The following is a 15,006-nucleotide window of genomic DNA, read 5'->3' on the forward strand; positions in this document are numbered from 1 at the left end:
AGTGGGGCACCAAGCACCTCTGGTACGATCCTAGGGTACCCTTGTGTTCCCTTAGTGTAGCAGTCACCGCAAACATCAGAGCCGCGACTATCGCCATGATTTGGCTGACGTCTGATATTCTTGACGCGTGCTTGATAATCACAACATTTAACCAAACTTCGCGCCGTTGCCTGAGACAGCCTATGCCAATTTCCATTCAAAACTGCCGGATTGAAAGCGACATCGGCGAGATTCAAGCTATTCTGAATCACGTTATCGCGACCTCGACAGCGCTTTATGACTACCAGCCCCGATCACTTGACAACGTTCGCATCTGGGCCGAACAAAAGCTTGCCAACGGATTACCTTTACGCTGTGCATTTGACGCCACGGGGATACTCGTAGGGTTCGCAACATACGGCGCATTTCGCCCTCAGCCGGCATATAAGTACACGGTAGAGCACTCTATTTACGTCAGGGATGGATACCATGGACGCGGCATCGCCTCTGATTTGATGATGGATTTACTCAATCAGGCGACTATTGGCCAGTATCATGTGATGGTTGGGTGTATCGATGCTCAAAATGTAGGGAGCATTTCTTTGCACAAAAAATTTGGGTTCGAGTATTGCGGTACAGTCAAGCAAGCCGGTTTCAAGTTTGGCCGCTGGCTAGATGCATCTTTTTACCAAAAGGTGCTTGCGACACCTTACAACCCTGTTGATGGTTAAACAGCAGTTGTCTATGCTCGAGTGTTAATTGTGTAGTTGCGCTAGATTCAGACATATGATTCCTATCCAAATAGAATCCGCCTGGCGCGGCACTTCGGATTGCCGCCATTGTGGCATCCGCGACATGGTGCTGTTTGCAGATCTCAACGAATCAGATTTTGCGTCGATTCACGCACCCATCGACGACCTTGTATTTCACGCTGGCGACACTCTATTTCTGGAGGGTGATTCGGCTGAACATGTTTTCACGATCCGCAAGGGGCTAGTGAAAGTTGTGCGCAACACCCCTGATGGGCGCGTCCGAATTGTCAGGATCTTAAGAGCGGGTGATGTTGCAGGCCTGGAGGGACTATTTGCCCCGAGCTACGAAAGCGATGTAGTTGCAGCTAGCGAGGCGAGCGTCTGTCGCATCCCGATATCGATCATCAAAAATCTTTCAACCACTTCGCCGCGTTTGCATATGCGACTGATGGAGCGCTGGCACAAGGCTGTCAAAGATTCTGAAGACTGGCTGGCTGACCTGAATTTTGGAACAGCCCGACAACGTGTGGCCAACATCATTCTTAAAATGCGTCATGATGAAGACCCCTCATTGACATCGCTGTTCTCACGCGAGGACATGGGGGCAATGTCTGACCTAAAGCTCGAAACGGTTAGCCGGGAAGTTAGCCGCTGGGTGAAAGAGGGCGCTATTGAACCCATGGATCGGATTGGCCGCCTGTACCGAATCATCGACCTGCCGAAACTGAAGCGGGCCGACTGAGATGGTCACATCCACGTGATCGACAAAGCCTGGCTATCAGCCATTGCGACAGCGATCATGGTGCTCGCGATTTTTCCGTATTTGTTATCTACAGTTCGTGGCATCATCCGTCCGCATGTCATGTCTTGGACCATCTGGGGCATTACCACGTCAATCGTATTTTGGGCTCAACGAGAGGCCGGTGGTGGCGTGGGTGCATGGCCTGTCGGTTTTTCTGCGTTAGTCGCATTTCTAATTGCCGCGACAGCCTATACCAAGCGCGGTGACGTGCGAATTGTACGCAGCGACTGGGTTTTTTTCCTGACCGCACTGGCTGCCGTTCCGCTCTGGTATGCCACCAACAATCCTTTGCTGGCTGTGCTGTTAGTCACAACGGTCGACATCCTAGGATTCGGCCCCACATTGCGCAAAGCATATGATCGCCCCGAGTCGGAATCGCTATTGTTCTTTAGCCTGATCGTAGTGCGTAACGTGCTCGTGTTGATGGCACTTGAAAGCTACTCGGTGACCACGGCATTATTTCCTGCAGCCATCGGTACGATGGCTGCTACTGTTGCCGCCGTAGTAGTCACTCGACGACTTAAACTGAGACAGCGCAAAATCAGTCGTACTCATTAAATTCCTGGAACTTTGAGCATGCTCACTTCGACGACAACATCTGGCTCAAACAGTAGTTTGGCAAAACTATTTGAAAGCAACCGCCGTTGGGTTGCGGATGTAACCCAAAATGACAAAGACTATTTCACCCGCCTAGCGAACCAGCAGTCACCGGAATATCTATGGATTGGTTGCTCGGACTCGCGCGTACCGGCTAACCAGATCACGGGACTCGCGCCTGGCGAGGTGTTTGTCCACCGAAACATTGGTAATGTTGTGGTGCACACGGACTTGAATGTGCTGTCCGTCATTCAATTCGCCATCGAGGAACTTAAAGTCAGACATATCATTGTGGTTGGACACTATGGATGCTCGGGCGTGAAGGCGGCCATGCTAAACCGTAGGGTCGGTCTTGCTGACAACTGGATACGCCATATCCGCGATGTCCAACAAAAGCACTCGAACTACCTCGGGCATATTGTCAGAGACGATCAAAAACTCGATAGGCTCTGTGAACTAAATGTCATCGAGCAAGTCATACACGTTTGCCAAACCAGCAGTGTTCAACAAGCTTGGGCTGATGGTCAACCTGTGACTGTTCACGGCTGGGTATATGGTCTGCATGACGGCTTGGTGCGTGATTTGGACATCAGCATCACGTCTTCAGAAGAACTCACTGAACGGTACGAGTCTGTTCTTTCCATGCAATATCAACCTTTTGTTCGGCCGTAGTTTCGGAATTAGACTTTTTGCATGAAACTACTTTATCGAATCCTGCTGATTTTTTTGCTACTCGTGACTGCAGCTGCTGCGATCAAGTGGTGGCAAGACGGTGAGCGCATCGCGCATGCCCAGACACTGGGCTGGTATCAGCTACCAAGAGAGGCAACCAACCTATTGCCCGCCCCTGAAACGACGAAAGACGCAGTGGTGGCAGTATTGGCTGCCCCAACCTACGGTTGGCGTGGATACTTTGCAGTTCATCCATGGCTTGTTTATAAGCGCGCCGGCGAGACGACATACACCCGGCATGAAGTCATTGGCTGGGGCCGTACCAACGTCGTGCGGCGCAACCATGCCAGAGCTGATGGTCAATGGTACGGTGCAACCCCTAAGCTGCTGGTATTGCATCGGGGGCCTGTTGCTGAAAACATGATCCCGGACATCGAACGAGCGATTGCCAGCTATCCCTATGCCCAAACCTATCGAAGCTATCCTGGGCCAAACAGCAACACGTTTTTGGCTCATATCGGCCGTTCGGTTCCCGCTTTAGATCTGGACTTGCCGCCCACCGCCATCGGGAAGGACTATCGTCCTTTAGACGACCCATTCGGTTCCCCCCCCTCTGGCCGTGGCATTCAGTTATCGCTCGAAGGGCTACTGGGCTTGATTGCCAGCCCACAAGAGGGGTTTGAATTCAACCTGCTCGGCTTGGGGGTTGGAGTGGACTTCAATTGCCCTGCACTACGACTGCCTTTTGTGGGACGGCTAGGATTTGATGGAACAATAGCGCACAATGGTTGTCGTGATGTTTACTCAATCACAGAGGTGGAGGCTTCCTGACATGGACACACGAGGCACACTGGGTTTTTCTGCCACCCAACGCTGGCTGCACTGGATCGTCGCCATGCTGGTGTTGATCTTGTTACCGATTGGCTTCTGGATGGTGGATCGTGCCGAAGCAAATATTTGGGATGGCCTGACGGGCACGTTATATGCCTCGCATAAAACCTTCGGGTTTATTGTGTTGTGGTTAGTCATCTGGCGTTTGATATTGCGCGCAACCAACACTGCCCCGGACTACCCTGACAGCGTTTCGGTGCCCGTGCGCAAGCTTGCCAAGACAACGCAGTGGTTGTTGTACTCGCTGTTGGTAGCCATCGCGCTTTTAGGCTGGGCTGGCGTTACTGCATTTGGTGCCCTGAATATCCTGTTTGGAATCAATTTACCTGCCATGCCTGGTATCCCAGCTGACAAGGAATTCGCCAAAGAGATTTTCGCGATCCATGGCTGGTTGGCTGTCGCGTTGTGCGTGCTTTTGTTCTTGCATGTCGCCGGTGCACTCAAACATCGGCTTGTAGACCATGACGGTGTGTTCAATCACATGTCGTTAACCGCACGTGACAAATAACTGTCGATTTTCTGATCTATCTAAGCGCTGCTAGCACATCGAGCACCACGTTCAGGTTGCTCCCCTGAAACTCGGGTTCGGGCCCTAATGTTTCAGGCGGCAGTCCGGCCCGATTGATCCAGCATGTGCGAAAGCCAAACCACTGAGCCCCAAGGATGTCCCAGCCATTACTCGACACGAACAGCACCTCAGGCGGCTGAACGCCTAAGGTTTGCTCAACCAGACCGTATGCCTGCGGTGTGGTTTTAAAGTGCCTCACTTCGTCTACAGACAGTACATGATCAATCAATGACTCCATACCAGCACCAGTCACTGCACCCGCTAGCATGCCAGGATCACCATTGGACAAAATCGCAGTTCTAACCCCCTGCTGCTTTAAAGTAGCGAGTACCTTGGCGTTCTCGGAGAAGGCGTCAAGCGCATAGTATTGATCCAGCACCGATTTAATCTGTGCCTGGCTCAGCGACTGCTCAAATCGGCGCAGCGCATATTCAAGTGCCTTACAGGTAATGGTCCAGAAAGACTGGTAGTAGCGACTACCTTGTGGACTTGGGTCACTCAGGCTCACCAGCCGCGAATATTCAATTTGTTTGTCACGCCAAAGCTGTGCGATCGCATTACCCTGACCAGGGCAATATGAATCCAGACGTGCTGTCACTGCATACACATCAAATAAAGTGCCATAAGCATCAAATACCGCTGCCTTTACAGTCATCGCTTCACCAAAAAGACCGAAACGTTTTGCCCAAGTGAGGGCAGATTACCGCACGGTTTTAGCCGTTTGACCAAACAGAATTTTCTTGGCTTCATCGTCCACCGTAGGCTTGGTCGACACCGTTTCACCGACCTTATAAGCGGCAATGGTTGCCGGCCTAGCTGCGATGCGCTCAAACCAGGCTTTAAGTGCGGCGAAGTCATTTAAATCCTGTTGCTGGCGAACGTGAGGCACAATCCAGGGGTAAATTGCCATATCGGCAATGGAGTAATCCTGCCCAGCAACATATGCACGCCCATCGGAGAGGTGCTTATTTAAAACGCCGTAAAGCCTGCTGGTCTCATTCACATAGCGATCCATCGCGTAAGGGATCCGTTCAGGCGCGTATTGGACAAAATGATGATTCTGCCCCGCCATGGGGCCTAGGCCACCCATCTGCCAGAACAGCCACTGCAAAGCGACCCATCGCTGCCTAAAGTCACTTGGAAGAAATAACTGTGTTTTATCGGCAAGATAAAGCAAAATGGCGCCAGATTCAAATATTGGAATGGGTTCGCCACCACCAATTGGGGCATGATCAACGATCGCTGGCATGCGGTTGTTTGGAGCAATTTTCAAAAAATCAGGCTCAAATTGCTCGCCACGCCCTATGTTCACAGGCTTGATCTCATAGGATAGGGAGGCTTCTTCGAGAAACAAGGTGATTTTGTGACCATTTGGGGTGGGCCAGTAATAAAGATCAATCATTTCCAATTCCGAATAAGCTTTTTGCGAATCAGTATTTGTCTTGATACGTTCGATTATCGTAACGTCACCGTGTTGCAGTGACTCTTTTAACATTGCCTTGTTTTCATGGCTGCACTTTCACTGCCGCAATTCTTCTGGCTGTCTTAGGTTTCAAAGAAATGGAATTATCTGTATCAGAATGGGTTCTTTGGTTGGGTCTGGCGATCGGTTTGGCTTACGGTGTTATAGGTCAACTATCGGGCTTTTGCTTGAACAGCGCCCTGCGTCAACAGCTCACTTCCGGTAACGGTAACAAGTTGCGCGCATTTGCGCTAGCGATGCTCGTTGCCATTCTCGGTTCCCAGATGCTGAACACCGCTGGCGTGGTTGACCTGTCACAAAGCATCTACCAAATGCCGCAAGTATCCTGGCTATTAACCATCTTTGGCGGCATGCTTTTTGGGTTTGGAATGATTCGAGCGCGCGGCTGTGGCGCCCGTTCACTGGTGTTGCTTGGTCAGGGCAACCTTCGTAGCTTGCTTGTTTTGCTGATCATGGGCATCAGCGCTTTTGCGACGCTTAGCGGGGTACTTGGTCCATTGCGCAGCAGCATTACAGAAATGACGGCGGTAACCCTAGACAGCAGCAGTTTCTCAACTGACGCTGACCGCTGGACATTTATCGCCATATTTGGCGGTCTGCTATTCGCCTTTATCTGCAAGGACAAAGGTTTTTTACAACAACGACTTGACGTGATCTCCGGCCTTGTTATTGGCCTGTTGGTAGTGGCGGGATGGATCGTGACGGGGTGGATTGGATTTGATGAATTCGAGCCCACCCCACTGGTGTCCTTGACGTTCGTTGCTCCCGTTGGCTCGGCAATCCAGTACGCCATGATCGCCACAGGCATGACGCTGAGTTTTGGGGTTGTGGTGGTACTTGGCGTAGTGTTGGGATCGTTCTTCGCGGCTCGCGCCACCGGTCAGTTCAGCATCACTGGGTTTGATAAATCTGCGGATATGCCCAGGTATTTGCTGGGTGCGGCTTGCATGGGCATTGGCGGTGCACTGGCTTTGGGCTGCTCAATTGGGCAAGGCTTGACTGGCATGTCGACCCTGTCTTTTGCATCCATGATGGCATTTGCCGGCATTTGCGCTGGAGGCTGGTTGGCATTGCGCTTGGAACGCTTAAGCGTCGCGTCGTCTGAACCAATACAACGACAAACCGGCAGCGAGCAACACCAGCAAAGCGCTTGAAGCGGCAAACAACGCGCTGATTTCGGTCTGTTCGCGCTCAAGCGAAAATTGTGTGGAAAGTTGTTGGTAGATCTTGTTGAGTTCAGCGGCATTTTCTGCTTTAAAGAACTCCCCTTCAGTGATTAAGGCAATCGCCTGCAAGGTTCGCTCATCGACCGCCGCATAGAAAGAGCGCCCCTCAAACCCTGGGATAAAACCGTCGGGAGTGCCAAACGCCACGGTGTAGACCCGCACCCCTAACTGCGCTGCCAGTTGTGCGGCCGCAATGGGGTTCGGGCCAGTCGTGCGGCGGCCATCCGAAATCAGAATGATGGCACCCGATTCAAAAGCGCCTGGCGGGACTGGTTGACGACCCTCAAACAACGGAGCGCCGCCCCGGGCCCGCTCACCATCAAAACCGTAAATCAAAAGCTCGATATCTAAGGCCAACTCTGGCATTAATGTAGCTAACGCCATCAACAATCCACTGCCCGTAGCGGTAGCTCGTTGCAAGCGAAACCTGTCAATGGCATCCATCAGAGCTTGGCGGTCATCGGTAACCCGCTGGGCGACCTGAGCCGTGCCAGCAAACGTCACTAGCCCCACCCGGATATCATCGGGCAACCGATTGATAAAGTCCTTCACCGTGTCTTGAGCTGCTCGCAGGCGATTTGGTGGCACATCTTCGGCTGCCATACTCAAGGACACATCGACCGCGAGCACCAGCGTCATATAGTCAGCGGGCAGCACTATTTTTGCGGTCGGACGTGCCGCACCAACTAGCCCGACGGTGATGGCCGACAAAAGCAGAACTGGCGGCACATGACGTCGCCACCCCTGGCCCGGTGACATGGCCTGGCGCACGATCATCAACGTCGAGTAGCCAAACGCTTGTCGGCGTCTGCGTTTTAGCAACCATAGGTAAACCAGCACCAAAACGGGCACTAGCAAAAGACCCCACAAAGCCTGCGGCCAAATAAAGTGCATAAAAGTACCGTCGGCGTTAAGATGGTTTAACTGTATCACCGTCCGCCGCATTGAGGTCAGGTCATGAAACGCGCCACGCTATACAGCCGCAGCTCGCCGAGAACAGATTACGCCAAGCCGATTGCTCAGGCGTTGGCTGGTCATGACCACGCACCAGCACCCACCAAGCGTAATGTTGAATCGCTCAAGCCCTACCTTAAAAACCCATATTTACTGGTGGTATTTGGGCTACTTCTGGGTGCGGCCATTGTGTGGGCCATGCAACCTCGCCCTGCAGCCCAGACGCAAGCCCTGACCGAGAGCAAGGTTGAGTCGATTGTGCTTGAGACGCTGGCCACCAAAACGCTACCGTCCAAACCCGCCCAAGCAGCCGCTATCGTTTGGCCCTCCATCGTAAAAATCCGCACGCTCGATGGTGATCCACCACCACCAGGCTTAATCAGTGGTCCCGGCAAAGGCGCTGGGTTTGTCATTAAAGAAGATGGCAGCATCTTGACCAACTACCATGTGGTGGCCGGATCTGAGCGGATTTTGGTGACGTTTGCTGATGGGTTGGAATCACCCGCGGTGGTCGCTTCCTCTCAGCCCGAACGTGACTTGGCGGTGCTGGCCCCAGCCCGCATACCGGATGATTTAAAGCCAGCTGTGTTGGCACCAAGCGGTCAATTGGTGCCTGGCGATATGGTTGTTGCCGTTGGTTTCCCGTTCGGTATGGGACCCTCTGTGTCTGCCGGTGTGGTCTCAGGGCTTAACCGTTCCTACCAAATCCCGAATGGCGAACGACTTGAGGGGCTCATTCAATTCGATGCGGCAGTTAACCCAGGTAGCTCCGGCGGGCCGCTAGTGAATCAAGCTGGTGAAGTACTCGGAGTGGTCACTGCACTTTTAAACCCCTCACCCGATGGCGCATTTGCGGGTATTGGATTTGCGATCACCATGGAAAGCGCGGCCAATGCCGCCGGCATCCCACCCTTCTAAACAAGAGTCGATACATTCATGAACCAACCGGAAATCTGGCAAGCGCAAGACAGCCCCATCAATGAGGTCACTCAATCAGCCGCACTGATGGAAGGCGTGCTGTACGAAGTCAAAAAAGTTGTCGTTGGGCAAGATGCCTTTCTTGAACGCATCATGATTGCGATGCTTTCGGGAGGACACTTATTAATTGAAGGTGTGCCCGGGTTAGCCAAAACACTCACGGTCAACACACTGGCCAAAGTGTTACAAGGCTCATTCAAGCGAATCCAGTTCACCCCTGATCTCTTGCCTGCCGATCTGGTTGGCACCCGGGTCTATAACCAAAAAACCAGCGAGTTCACCACCGAGCTTGGACCGGTATTTGCCAACCTGTTGTTGGCAGATGAGATCAACCGTGCACCGGCCAAGGTGCAAAGCGCTCTGCTTGAGGTGATGCAAGAGCGCCAGGTCACTATCGCTGGTCAAACCCATACGCTACCTAAACCGTTCGTGGTGATGGCCACACAAAACCCAATTGAAAGTGAAGGCACTTATCCCTTGCCTGAGGCACAGGTCGATCGTTTCATGATGAAAGTTCTGGTCGGCTATCCACAGCCCGAGGAAGAATTTGTGATCGTGCAACGGGCCATTGGGGACTCAATCAATGTGGCAGCTCGCGCCAGCACCGAGCAGCTGGCTGAAATCCAAAAGCATTGCCGGCGTGGGTTCGTTGATTCGGCGCTGGTTCAATATGCCGTGGACTTGGTCAATGCCACACGCGATCCAGCTAAAGCAGGTCTGGGCAAGCTTGCGCCCTTCATCATGTTTGGTGCCAGTCCGCGGGCCAGTATCAGTCTGGTTGAGGGTGCCAGAGCATTGGCGTTTTTACGTGGCCGTGCCTACACGACACCACAAGACCTGATTGATGTTGCGCCAGACGTAATGCGACATCGTCTCGTGATGTCGTATGAGGCCCTAGCCGAGAACGTAACGGCTGATGACATCATCGCTGAAGTGCTCAAAGCGGTTGCTGCCCCCGAGCGGCCATTGCATCGCCATGTTCAAGTGGCTTAAACAGTCCAAACCACTGGCTGAGCCTGCCAACGAGGCGCCAGCGCCAGCACCTGGGGTTAGAGTGGGTGCTGGTATCAATGCTCGCGCTTTGCTCGCGCGCGTGACTTGGACAAGCGCGCGGCGTCTTGATGGTCTGCTGCAGGGTGACTACCGTACGCTCTTTAGAGGCTCAGGCATGATGCTGGCAGACCTGCGTGAGTATGAGCCTAAAGACGATGTGCGCCATATCGACTGGAATGTCACGGCCCGCATGCAAACGCCCTATGTGCGCCAGCATGAGGAAGACCGGGAACTGACCGCATGGTTTGTAGTGGATTTATCGCCGTCAGTAGATTTCGGGTCAGGCAGTATCAGTAAACGCCAAGTCGCTGCTGAAGCAATCGCCACGCTCGGGCACCTGTTGCAGCAACATGGCAATCGAGTGGGCGCCATTGTTGATCGAGGGCGCGCCAATGTTGATATTTTGCCTGCACGAGCAGGACGCAGACACTTACTGCATATCCTTGAACATGTCTTGACTGCACCCATTCAAACAACCAACCAAACGACCAGTCTCGCACGCTTATTCACGCGCGCAGCGCGCCTGATCAAGCAGCGCAGCACGGTCTTTATTCTGTCGGATTTCTATGCTGATCAAAGTTGGGACAAATCGCTGATGATGCTCTCGAGCCGCCACGATGTCGTCGCTATCCGCCTGGTGGATCCAATGGAGCAACAGTTGCCAGACATGGGTATGCTGACCATGCGTGACGCCGAAACAGGCGAGCAAGTATTTATTGATACCAGCGATCATCAATTTCGTCAGCGTTTTGCCAAACAAGCGGCCGATCATGAGTCACAGCTTATGCAGGCGTTCACCCGCAGCGGGGTAGATTGCCTGGAACTGGGAACTAACGACGCAGTCCATGAAGGCTTGATACGGTTTGTTCGACAACGCCAGCAACTCATGCGGCTGGCAGCGGGAGGCGTGCGCCATGCATGACTGGTTGAAGTCGTTGAGCTTGCCGCAGTTCGAGTTTGTCTGGCCCAGTATGTTGTGGCTACTGGTCATCGTGCCAGCGGCGATTCTTATCTATCAGCTCGCCCGTCGCTATGAACGATCAAACTTGGCGAGTGTATTTGCCGGACTACTGGTGGTCATCGGACTGGCGGCCGTGCTTACAGCGATTGCCCGACCAAAACTTCAGATCAATCTGCCCTCTCGTGCCGATCAACTGATGATCGTGCTGGATATATCCGGCAGCATGAGCGCTGATGATGTCAGTCCTACCAGACTCGATGCAGCCAAAGCCAAACTCAAAGATATGATCGCGGCTCAGCCAGGTGGCACCCGTATCGGGTTGGTCACCACCGCGGCTACTGCTACCTTGATTCAACCGCCTACGACTGAACATGATGCGCTTAACGAGGCCTTGGACACCATTACGATTCAAACGGGTTCCGCACTGGGCAGTGGCATCTTGATTGGCTTATCTGAATTGTTGCCGTCGGCTGGCATTGATGTGCAAACGCTCATGAATGATTCCATGCGGCAGAACCAAGCCGACAGCCAGCCTAGCTGGCGACCCGACCCGAACGTCACCAAACCGCCTGGCTCAAACCGATCTCAGGCCATGGTGCTGATTTCAGATGGCGGCTCCAACATGGGGCCTGACATTATGCAAATGGCTGATCTGGCATCACAGTTTGGTGTACGTATCCACACGATCGGCATCGGCACCAAAGAAGGTGCCGTGGTCAAGGCCGAGGGGGTGTCGCAAAGAGTACGACTTGAATCCGGAGTTCTGGCCGACATCGCCGATCTCACCCTGGGGACATATTACGAGAGCGTATCTAGTTCTGACTTGCTACAAATTTTTGAAGCGATCGAGGCTAGCGTGACCTTTGATCGGCGTCAGTCCATGGAAATCAGTGCACTGCTATTGCTTTCGGGTGTACTTTTACTGCTCGTTGGCATGGGAGCCAAACTCTGGCGACAGGGGCGGATTCTCTAAATTCCATGCGCGATGCTATGGATCTAGAGCCTCAAAGCAGTGTCTTGCGTACACTGAACCAATCGATGTCCCTCACAAACATATTCGTCTCGCATATCTGTTCTACGATGTTTTTACGCCTTCCTGTTCGCTTGGTGATGTTGTGCTCTATCACACTGCTAGCCGCCTGCAGTTCGGTGCAGTTGGCCTATAACAATGCACCTCTGTTGCTGCAATACCAGATGGACAGTTATCTGGATTTGGACGATGAGCAAGAGGCGCTCTTGGCTCAGGAGCTCAGAAGCTTTCAAGCTTGGCATCGCAAGGATGAATTGCCAGTTTATGCTCAGACGATGCGTCAATGGGCAGCCAAACTGGATCAGCCGCGAATTTTTACCGCGCAAGAACTCCTGGAAAAACAGCAACAGTTTCAGCAAGCCTTGCTGATTGTTGCCGAGCGCTCGGCTTATCGGCTTGCCCCGCTGGTACTTACCTTAAGCGAACGCCAACGCCTGCAATTGCAAGCCTCATTCGATGAGTCTAATGCCGAATACGCTGCAGAAAACCTTAACAATCCCGAAGCTGCAAGCGCTGAGCGGCTCGAACGATTTAGCGAGCGCTACGAAGACTGGCTGGGATCGCTCACCCAAGAACAGGAACAAATACTAGCAGGATGGCTCGCCCAACAACCCAGCCGGGCCAAGCTTTGGGGACAGGAGCGCATAGAGCGCCAAAAAGCGCTGCTGCAATTACTCGCTAATGCACAAGACCAACCTTCAGCACAAGTCGCAGCCACTGAGCTGCATAACTATTTTCAGAGCCTGTCTCGTTATCGTGTAGCAGAATTACAAGTAGATCGCGAGGCCCGCCTGCAATCGCTCGCGGAATTAACAGCGAGCATGCTCAACAGCATGACAGACAAACAGCGTCGTCATTTGCAACAAAGACTGTTAACGTATGCAGGCGATTTTGAAGCACTGTCACAATGAAATAAAGAAATACTGAGTGACAAAATTGATTGTCTGGCAATCCAATCGCGGCTTGCTGACTCAATTGAATTAGAATCCGGGGTTTTGCTGACGAAATACGTCAGATCAAGGTTCGTTTGCGTAGTGTTCCGTCAGACGTTTGGCACCTGACGCGCTGCGTTGGAGGATTGACATGCTAACAACGCTCGCCGCTTTAATGCGGTTAATCAATAGCATCAATAAAATCATCGGCAAAATAACGTCCTGGCTCTCGCTTGGAATTGTGCTGGTTTGTTTCTGGGTGGTGTTCGAACGCTATGTACTTGGTAGCACTCAACTTTGGGCGCAGGATTTATATGTTTGGTTAAACGGCGCGATGTTTACTGCCGTGGCAGCATTTGCCCTGTTTCGCGGGGATCACGTCCGCGTGGACATTTTTTATCGTCCAGCATCAACCCGATTCAAAGCAATTGCAGATTTAATCGGTGTCTGTGTATTTTTGCTGCCTTTTATGTGGGTGGTCTACTACTACGGCATGCCGTTTGTACAGCGTTCCTGGAATTTGCTTGAGAACTCGGCCAATGTTGGCGGCATGCCAGGTCTATACATCTTAAAGAGCTTCATCATCGTCTTTGCAGTCTTGGTTGCCCTGCAAGGGTTGGCAATGGCGATTCGATCATTGCTCGTACTTGGCAAACGGGAAGACCTCATCCCAAGTGACTTTAGCTACAGTGCCCATGGTGACGGCACCATCAAGGAATAATCCATGGATCCCATTCTGATCGGAGAAATTCTCTCCGGACTTATGTTCTTTGGTGTGATCGGCTTTTTGATGCTGGGCTTCCCGGTTGCGTTCACGCTCGCGGGCACCTCTTTGCTTTTTGCTGTCGTGGGCTACCACCTGGGCGTATTTGATTTCACCAACTTTTCTGCGTTGGCTGGTCGTTACATTGGTTTTATGACCAATGAGGTTCTGGTGGCTGTGCCGCTATTTATCTTCATGGGGGTCATGCTTGAACGATCACGTATCGCCGAGCAACTGCTCATGACCATGAGCAAACTATTTGGCAACCTTAGAGGTGGATTGGGCATATCGGTCATCATCGTCGGTGCCTTGCTGGCGGCATCCACGGGTGTTGTAGGTGCCACCGTGGTAACCATGGGGCTGATTTCATTGCCAGCCATGCTCAGAGCTGGCTACGACCCCAAACTCGCTTCTGGTGTTATCTGTGCTTCGGGAACCCTGGGACAAATTATTCCGCCTTCGACAGTACTTATTTTTATGGCGGATATGCTGGCTGGCATTAACGCACAGGTGCAAATGTCAAAAGGCAATTTCGCGCCGGACCCAGTTTCTGTCGGTGACCTTTTTGCTGGCGCTTTCATCCCGGGCTTACTGTTGGTCAGCCTGTATTTACTCTGGATGGTCTTCAAAGCGATTACATCACCGCAGTCCTGTCCGGCCACACCGTTTGTCAAAGAAGAGGGTAGCCACTCACTGGCCAAGGAGGTGCTGACAGCACTGGTGCCGCCACTGCTCTTGATCATTGCTGTGCTTGGTTCAATTCTCGGTGGCATTGCCACACCGACTGAAGCCGCCTCCGTGGGCGCCGTTGGCGCAATGGCACTGGCAGCAACACGGCGAAAGTTGTCGCTGACTGTTTTGAAAGAGGCTGTTGTCTCTACTGCGACAATCACTTCGATGATTTTTATCATCATCTTTGGCGCATCCGTGTTTTCAATCGTATTTCGCCAGATGGGCGGCGACAACCTGGTTCACGAGTTCTTGTCAAATCTGCCCGGTGGTGCGATTGGTGCCATGATCGTTGTGATGTTGATCATGTTCGTCCTGGGTTTCATACTCGATACGTTTGAGATCATCTTTATCGTTATCCCGATAACTGCGCCTATCTTGTTAATGCTGGGGCTTGACCCTGTGTGGCTAGGCGTGATGGTGGGCGTGAACTTGCAAACAAGCTTTCTAACGCCACCTTTCGGGTTCTCTCTGTTCTATTTGCGAGGGGTTGCTCCACCAAGTGTCACGACCGGACAAATATACAAGGGTGCGGTTCCATTTGTGATGCTGCAACTGATCGCAATCGCACTGCTCTTCGTTTTCCCCGAGCTCGTCACCTGGTTGCCCAGTTTGCTGTACTAAAAACACTAAGGC

The 15,006-nt window shown here is 52.5% G+C and carries 17 protein-coding genes; 14 read left to right on the plus strand and 3 right to left on the minus strand.

What is annotated here, in order from left to right:
* Positions 1-182 precede the first annotated feature (182 nt).
* From DHf2319_RS12500 to DHf2319_RS12525, 6 genes are read left to right on the plus strand one after another with little or no spacing between them, the layout of a single operon-like run.
* Positions 183-710 carry a GNAT family N-acetyltransferase gene (locus tag DHf2319_RS12500; RefSeq protein WP_243478685.1) on the plus strand — a complete coding sequence of 176 codons (528 nt, stop codon included), beginning with the start codon at positions 183-185 and terminating at the stop codon, positions 708-710.
* Positions 711-765: 55 nt separating this feature from the next.
* Positions 766-1,473, plus strand: coding sequence for a Crp/Fnr family transcriptional regulator (locus DHf2319_RS12505; RefSeq protein ID WP_243478686.1), 708 nt, complete (start codon positions 766-768; stop codon positions 1,471-1,473).
* A gap of 15 nt (positions 1,474-1,488) precedes the next feature.
* Positions 1,489-2,091 carry a hypothetical protein gene (locus DHf2319_RS12510; protein WP_243478687.1) on the plus strand — a complete coding sequence of 201 codons (603 nt, stop codon included), beginning with the start codon at positions 1,489-1,491 and terminating at the stop codon, positions 2,089-2,091.
* 18 nt (positions 2,092-2,109) lie between these two features.
* Positions 2,110-2,802: a carbonate dehydratase gene (can, locus tag DHf2319_RS12515; RefSeq protein ID WP_243478688.1), complete on the plus strand. Its 693-nt coding sequence runs from the start codon at positions 2,110-2,112 to the stop codon at positions 2,800-2,802.
* Positions 2,803-2,823: 21 nt separating this feature from the next.
* Positions 2,824-3,633, plus strand: a complete 810-nt coding sequence (locus DHf2319_RS12520; RefSeq protein WP_243478689.1) for a DUF3750 domain-containing protein — start codon at positions 2,824-2,826, stop codon at positions 3,631-3,633.
* A 1-nt stretch (position 3,634) separates the two neighbouring features.
* Positions 3,635-4,201 carry a cytochrome b gene (locus tag DHf2319_RS12525; protein WP_243478690.1) on the plus strand — a complete coding sequence of 189 codons (567 nt, stop codon included), beginning with the start codon at positions 3,635-3,637 and terminating at the stop codon, positions 4,199-4,201.
* Positions 4,202-4,217: 16 nt separating this feature from the next.
* On the opposite strand, the gene DHf2319_RS12530 is transcribed toward DHf2319_RS12525, so the two are convergent.
* Together DHf2319_RS12530 and DHf2319_RS12535 are read right to left on the minus strand one after the other, a co-directional pair.
* A complete protein-coding gene (locus tag DHf2319_RS12530; protein ID WP_243478691.1) occupies positions 4,218-4,916 on the minus strand; it encodes a haloacid dehalogenase type II in 699 nt (232 codons plus the stop codon).
* Positions 4,917-4,961: 45 nt separating this feature from the next.
* Entirely contained in the window at positions 4,962-5,663 is a 702-nt protein-coding gene (locus tag DHf2319_RS12535; protein WP_243478692.1) for a glutathione binding-like protein, read from the minus strand.
* 158 nt (positions 5,664-5,821) lie between these two features.
* On the opposite strand from DHf2319_RS12535, the gene DHf2319_RS12540 reads away from it, so the two are divergent.
* Positions 5,822-6,898, plus strand: coding sequence for a YeeE/YedE family protein (locus DHf2319_RS12540; protein ID WP_243478693.1), 1,077 nt, complete (start codon positions 5,822-5,824; stop codon positions 6,896-6,898).
* Here DHf2319_RS12540 and DHf2319_RS12545 read toward each other — a convergent pair.
* Complete coding sequence (locus DHf2319_RS12545) at positions 6,830-7,864, minus strand: VWA domain-containing protein (protein ID WP_243478694.1); 1,035 nt, start codon at positions 7,862-7,864, stop codon at positions 6,830-6,832. The two genes, DHf2319_RS12540 and DHf2319_RS12545, sit on opposite strands and share 69 nt — an antisense overlap.
* 63 nt (positions 7,865-7,927) lie before the next feature.
* On the opposite strand from DHf2319_RS12545, the gene DHf2319_RS12550 reads away from it, so the two are divergent.
* The 7 genes from DHf2319_RS12550 to DHf2319_RS12580 all read left to right on the plus strand — a co-directional run bounded on the left by DHf2319_RS12550 (position 7,928) and on the right by DHf2319_RS12580 (position 14,994).
* Complete coding sequence (locus tag DHf2319_RS12550) at positions 7,928-8,842, plus strand: S1C family serine protease (RefSeq protein ID WP_243478695.1); 915 nt, start codon at positions 7,928-7,930, stop codon at positions 8,840-8,842.
* An 18-nt stretch (positions 8,843-8,860) separates the two neighbouring features.
* The gene (locus DHf2319_RS12555) at positions 8,861-9,895 is read left to right on the plus strand and encodes an AAA family ATPase (protein ID WP_243478696.1); all 1,035 of its coding nucleotides are present in this window, start codon (positions 8,861-8,863) and stop codon (positions 9,893-9,895) included.
* Entirely contained in the window at positions 9,879-10,877 is a 999-nt protein-coding gene (locus DHf2319_RS12560) for a DUF58 domain-containing protein (protein ID WP_243478697.1), read from the plus strand. Before DHf2319_RS12555 ends, DHf2319_RS12560 begins: the two co-directional genes overlap by 17 nt.
* Positions 10,870-11,889, plus strand: coding sequence for a vWA domain-containing protein (locus DHf2319_RS12565; RefSeq protein ID WP_243478698.1), 1,020 nt, complete (start codon positions 10,870-10,872; stop codon positions 11,887-11,889). The genes DHf2319_RS12560 and DHf2319_RS12565 overlap by 8 nt, the downstream gene beginning before the upstream one ends.
* Positions 11,890-11,996: 107 nt before the next feature.
* The gene (locus tag DHf2319_RS12570) at positions 11,997-12,857 is read left to right on the plus strand and encodes a DUF6279 family lipoprotein (protein WP_243478699.1); all 861 of its coding nucleotides are present in this window, start codon (positions 11,997-11,999) and stop codon (positions 12,855-12,857) included.
* A 172-nt stretch (positions 12,858-13,029) separates the two neighbouring features.
* On the plus strand, positions 13,030-13,599 hold the full coding sequence (locus tag DHf2319_RS12575) for a TRAP transporter small permease subunit (protein ID WP_243478700.1): 570 nt from the start codon (positions 13,030-13,032) through the stop codon (positions 13,597-13,599).
* A 3-nt stretch (positions 13,600-13,602) separates the two neighbouring features.
* Complete coding sequence (locus tag DHf2319_RS12580; RefSeq protein WP_243478701.1) at positions 13,603-14,994, plus strand: TRAP transporter large permease; 1,392 nt, start codon at positions 13,603-13,605, stop codon at positions 14,992-14,994.
* The last annotated feature ends 12 nt before the right edge of the window (positions 14,995-15,006 follow it).

Origin of the sequence: Orrella daihaiensis (assembly GCF_022811525.1) — a bacterium.
Taxonomy (GTDB): Bacteria; Pseudomonadota; Gammaproteobacteria; order Burkholderiales; family Burkholderiaceae_B; genus Algicoccus; species Algicoccus daihaiensis.

Bases quoted from the DNA above. Each gene is read 5' to 3' on its own strand.
- DHf2319_RS12500 (WP_243478685.1), top strand. From the start codon at position 183: ATGCCAATTTCCATTCAAAACTGCCGGATTGAAAGCGACATCGGCGAG.
- DHf2319_RS12570 (WP_243478699.1), top strand. From the start codon at position 11,997: ATGTTTTTACGCCTTCCTGTTCGCTTGGTGATGTTGTGCTCTATCACA.
- can (WP_243478688.1), top strand. From the start codon at position 2,110: ATGCTCACTTCGACGACAACATCTGGCTCAAACAGTAGTTTGGCAAAA.
- DHf2319_RS12580 (WP_243478701.1), top strand. From the start codon at position 13,603: ATGGATCCCATTCTGATCGGAGAAATTCTCTCCGGACTTATGTTCTTT.
- DHf2319_RS12565 (WP_243478698.1), top strand. From the start codon at position 10,870: ATGCATGACTGGTTGAAGTCGTTGAGCTTGCCGCAGTTCGAGTTTGTC.
- DHf2319_RS12550 (WP_243478695.1), top strand. From the start codon at position 7,928: ATGAAACGCGCCACGCTATACAGCCGCAGCTCGCCGAGAACAGATTAC.
- DHf2319_RS12520 (WP_243478689.1), top strand. From the start codon at position 2,824: ATGAAACTACTTTATCGAATCCTGCTGATTTTTTTGCTACTCGTGACT.
- DHf2319_RS12505 (WP_243478686.1), top strand. From the start codon at position 766: ATGATTCCTATCCAAATAGAATCCGCCTGGCGCGGCACTTCGGATTGC.
- DHf2319_RS12575 (WP_243478700.1), top strand. From the start codon at position 13,030: ATGCTAACAACGCTCGCCGCTTTAATGCGGTTAATCAATAGCATCAAT.
- DHf2319_RS12555 (WP_243478696.1), top strand. From the start codon at position 8,861: ATGAACCAACCGGAAATCTGGCAAGCGCAAGACAGCCCCATCAATGAG.
- DHf2319_RS12545 (WP_243478694.1), bottom strand. From the start codon at position 7,864: ATGCACTTTATTTGGCCGCAGGCTTTGTGGGGTCTTTTGCTAGTGCCC.
- DHf2319_RS12560 (WP_243478697.1), top strand. From the start codon at position 9,879: ATGTTCAAGTGGCTTAAACAGTCCAAACCACTGGCTGAGCCTGCCAAC.
- DHf2319_RS12535 (WP_243478692.1), bottom strand. From the start codon at position 5,663: ATGATTGATCTTTATTACTGGCCCACCCCAAATGGTCACAAAATCACC.
- DHf2319_RS12540 (WP_243478693.1), top strand. From the start codon at position 5,822: ATGGAATTATCTGTATCAGAATGGGTTCTTTGGTTGGGTCTGGCGATC.
- DHf2319_RS12530 (WP_243478691.1), bottom strand. From the start codon at position 4,916: ATGACTGTAAAGGCAGCGGTATTTGATGCTTATGGCACTTTATTTGAT.
- DHf2319_RS12525 (WP_243478690.1), top strand. From the start codon at position 3,635: ATGGACACACGAGGCACACTGGGTTTTTCTGCCACCCAACGCTGGCTG.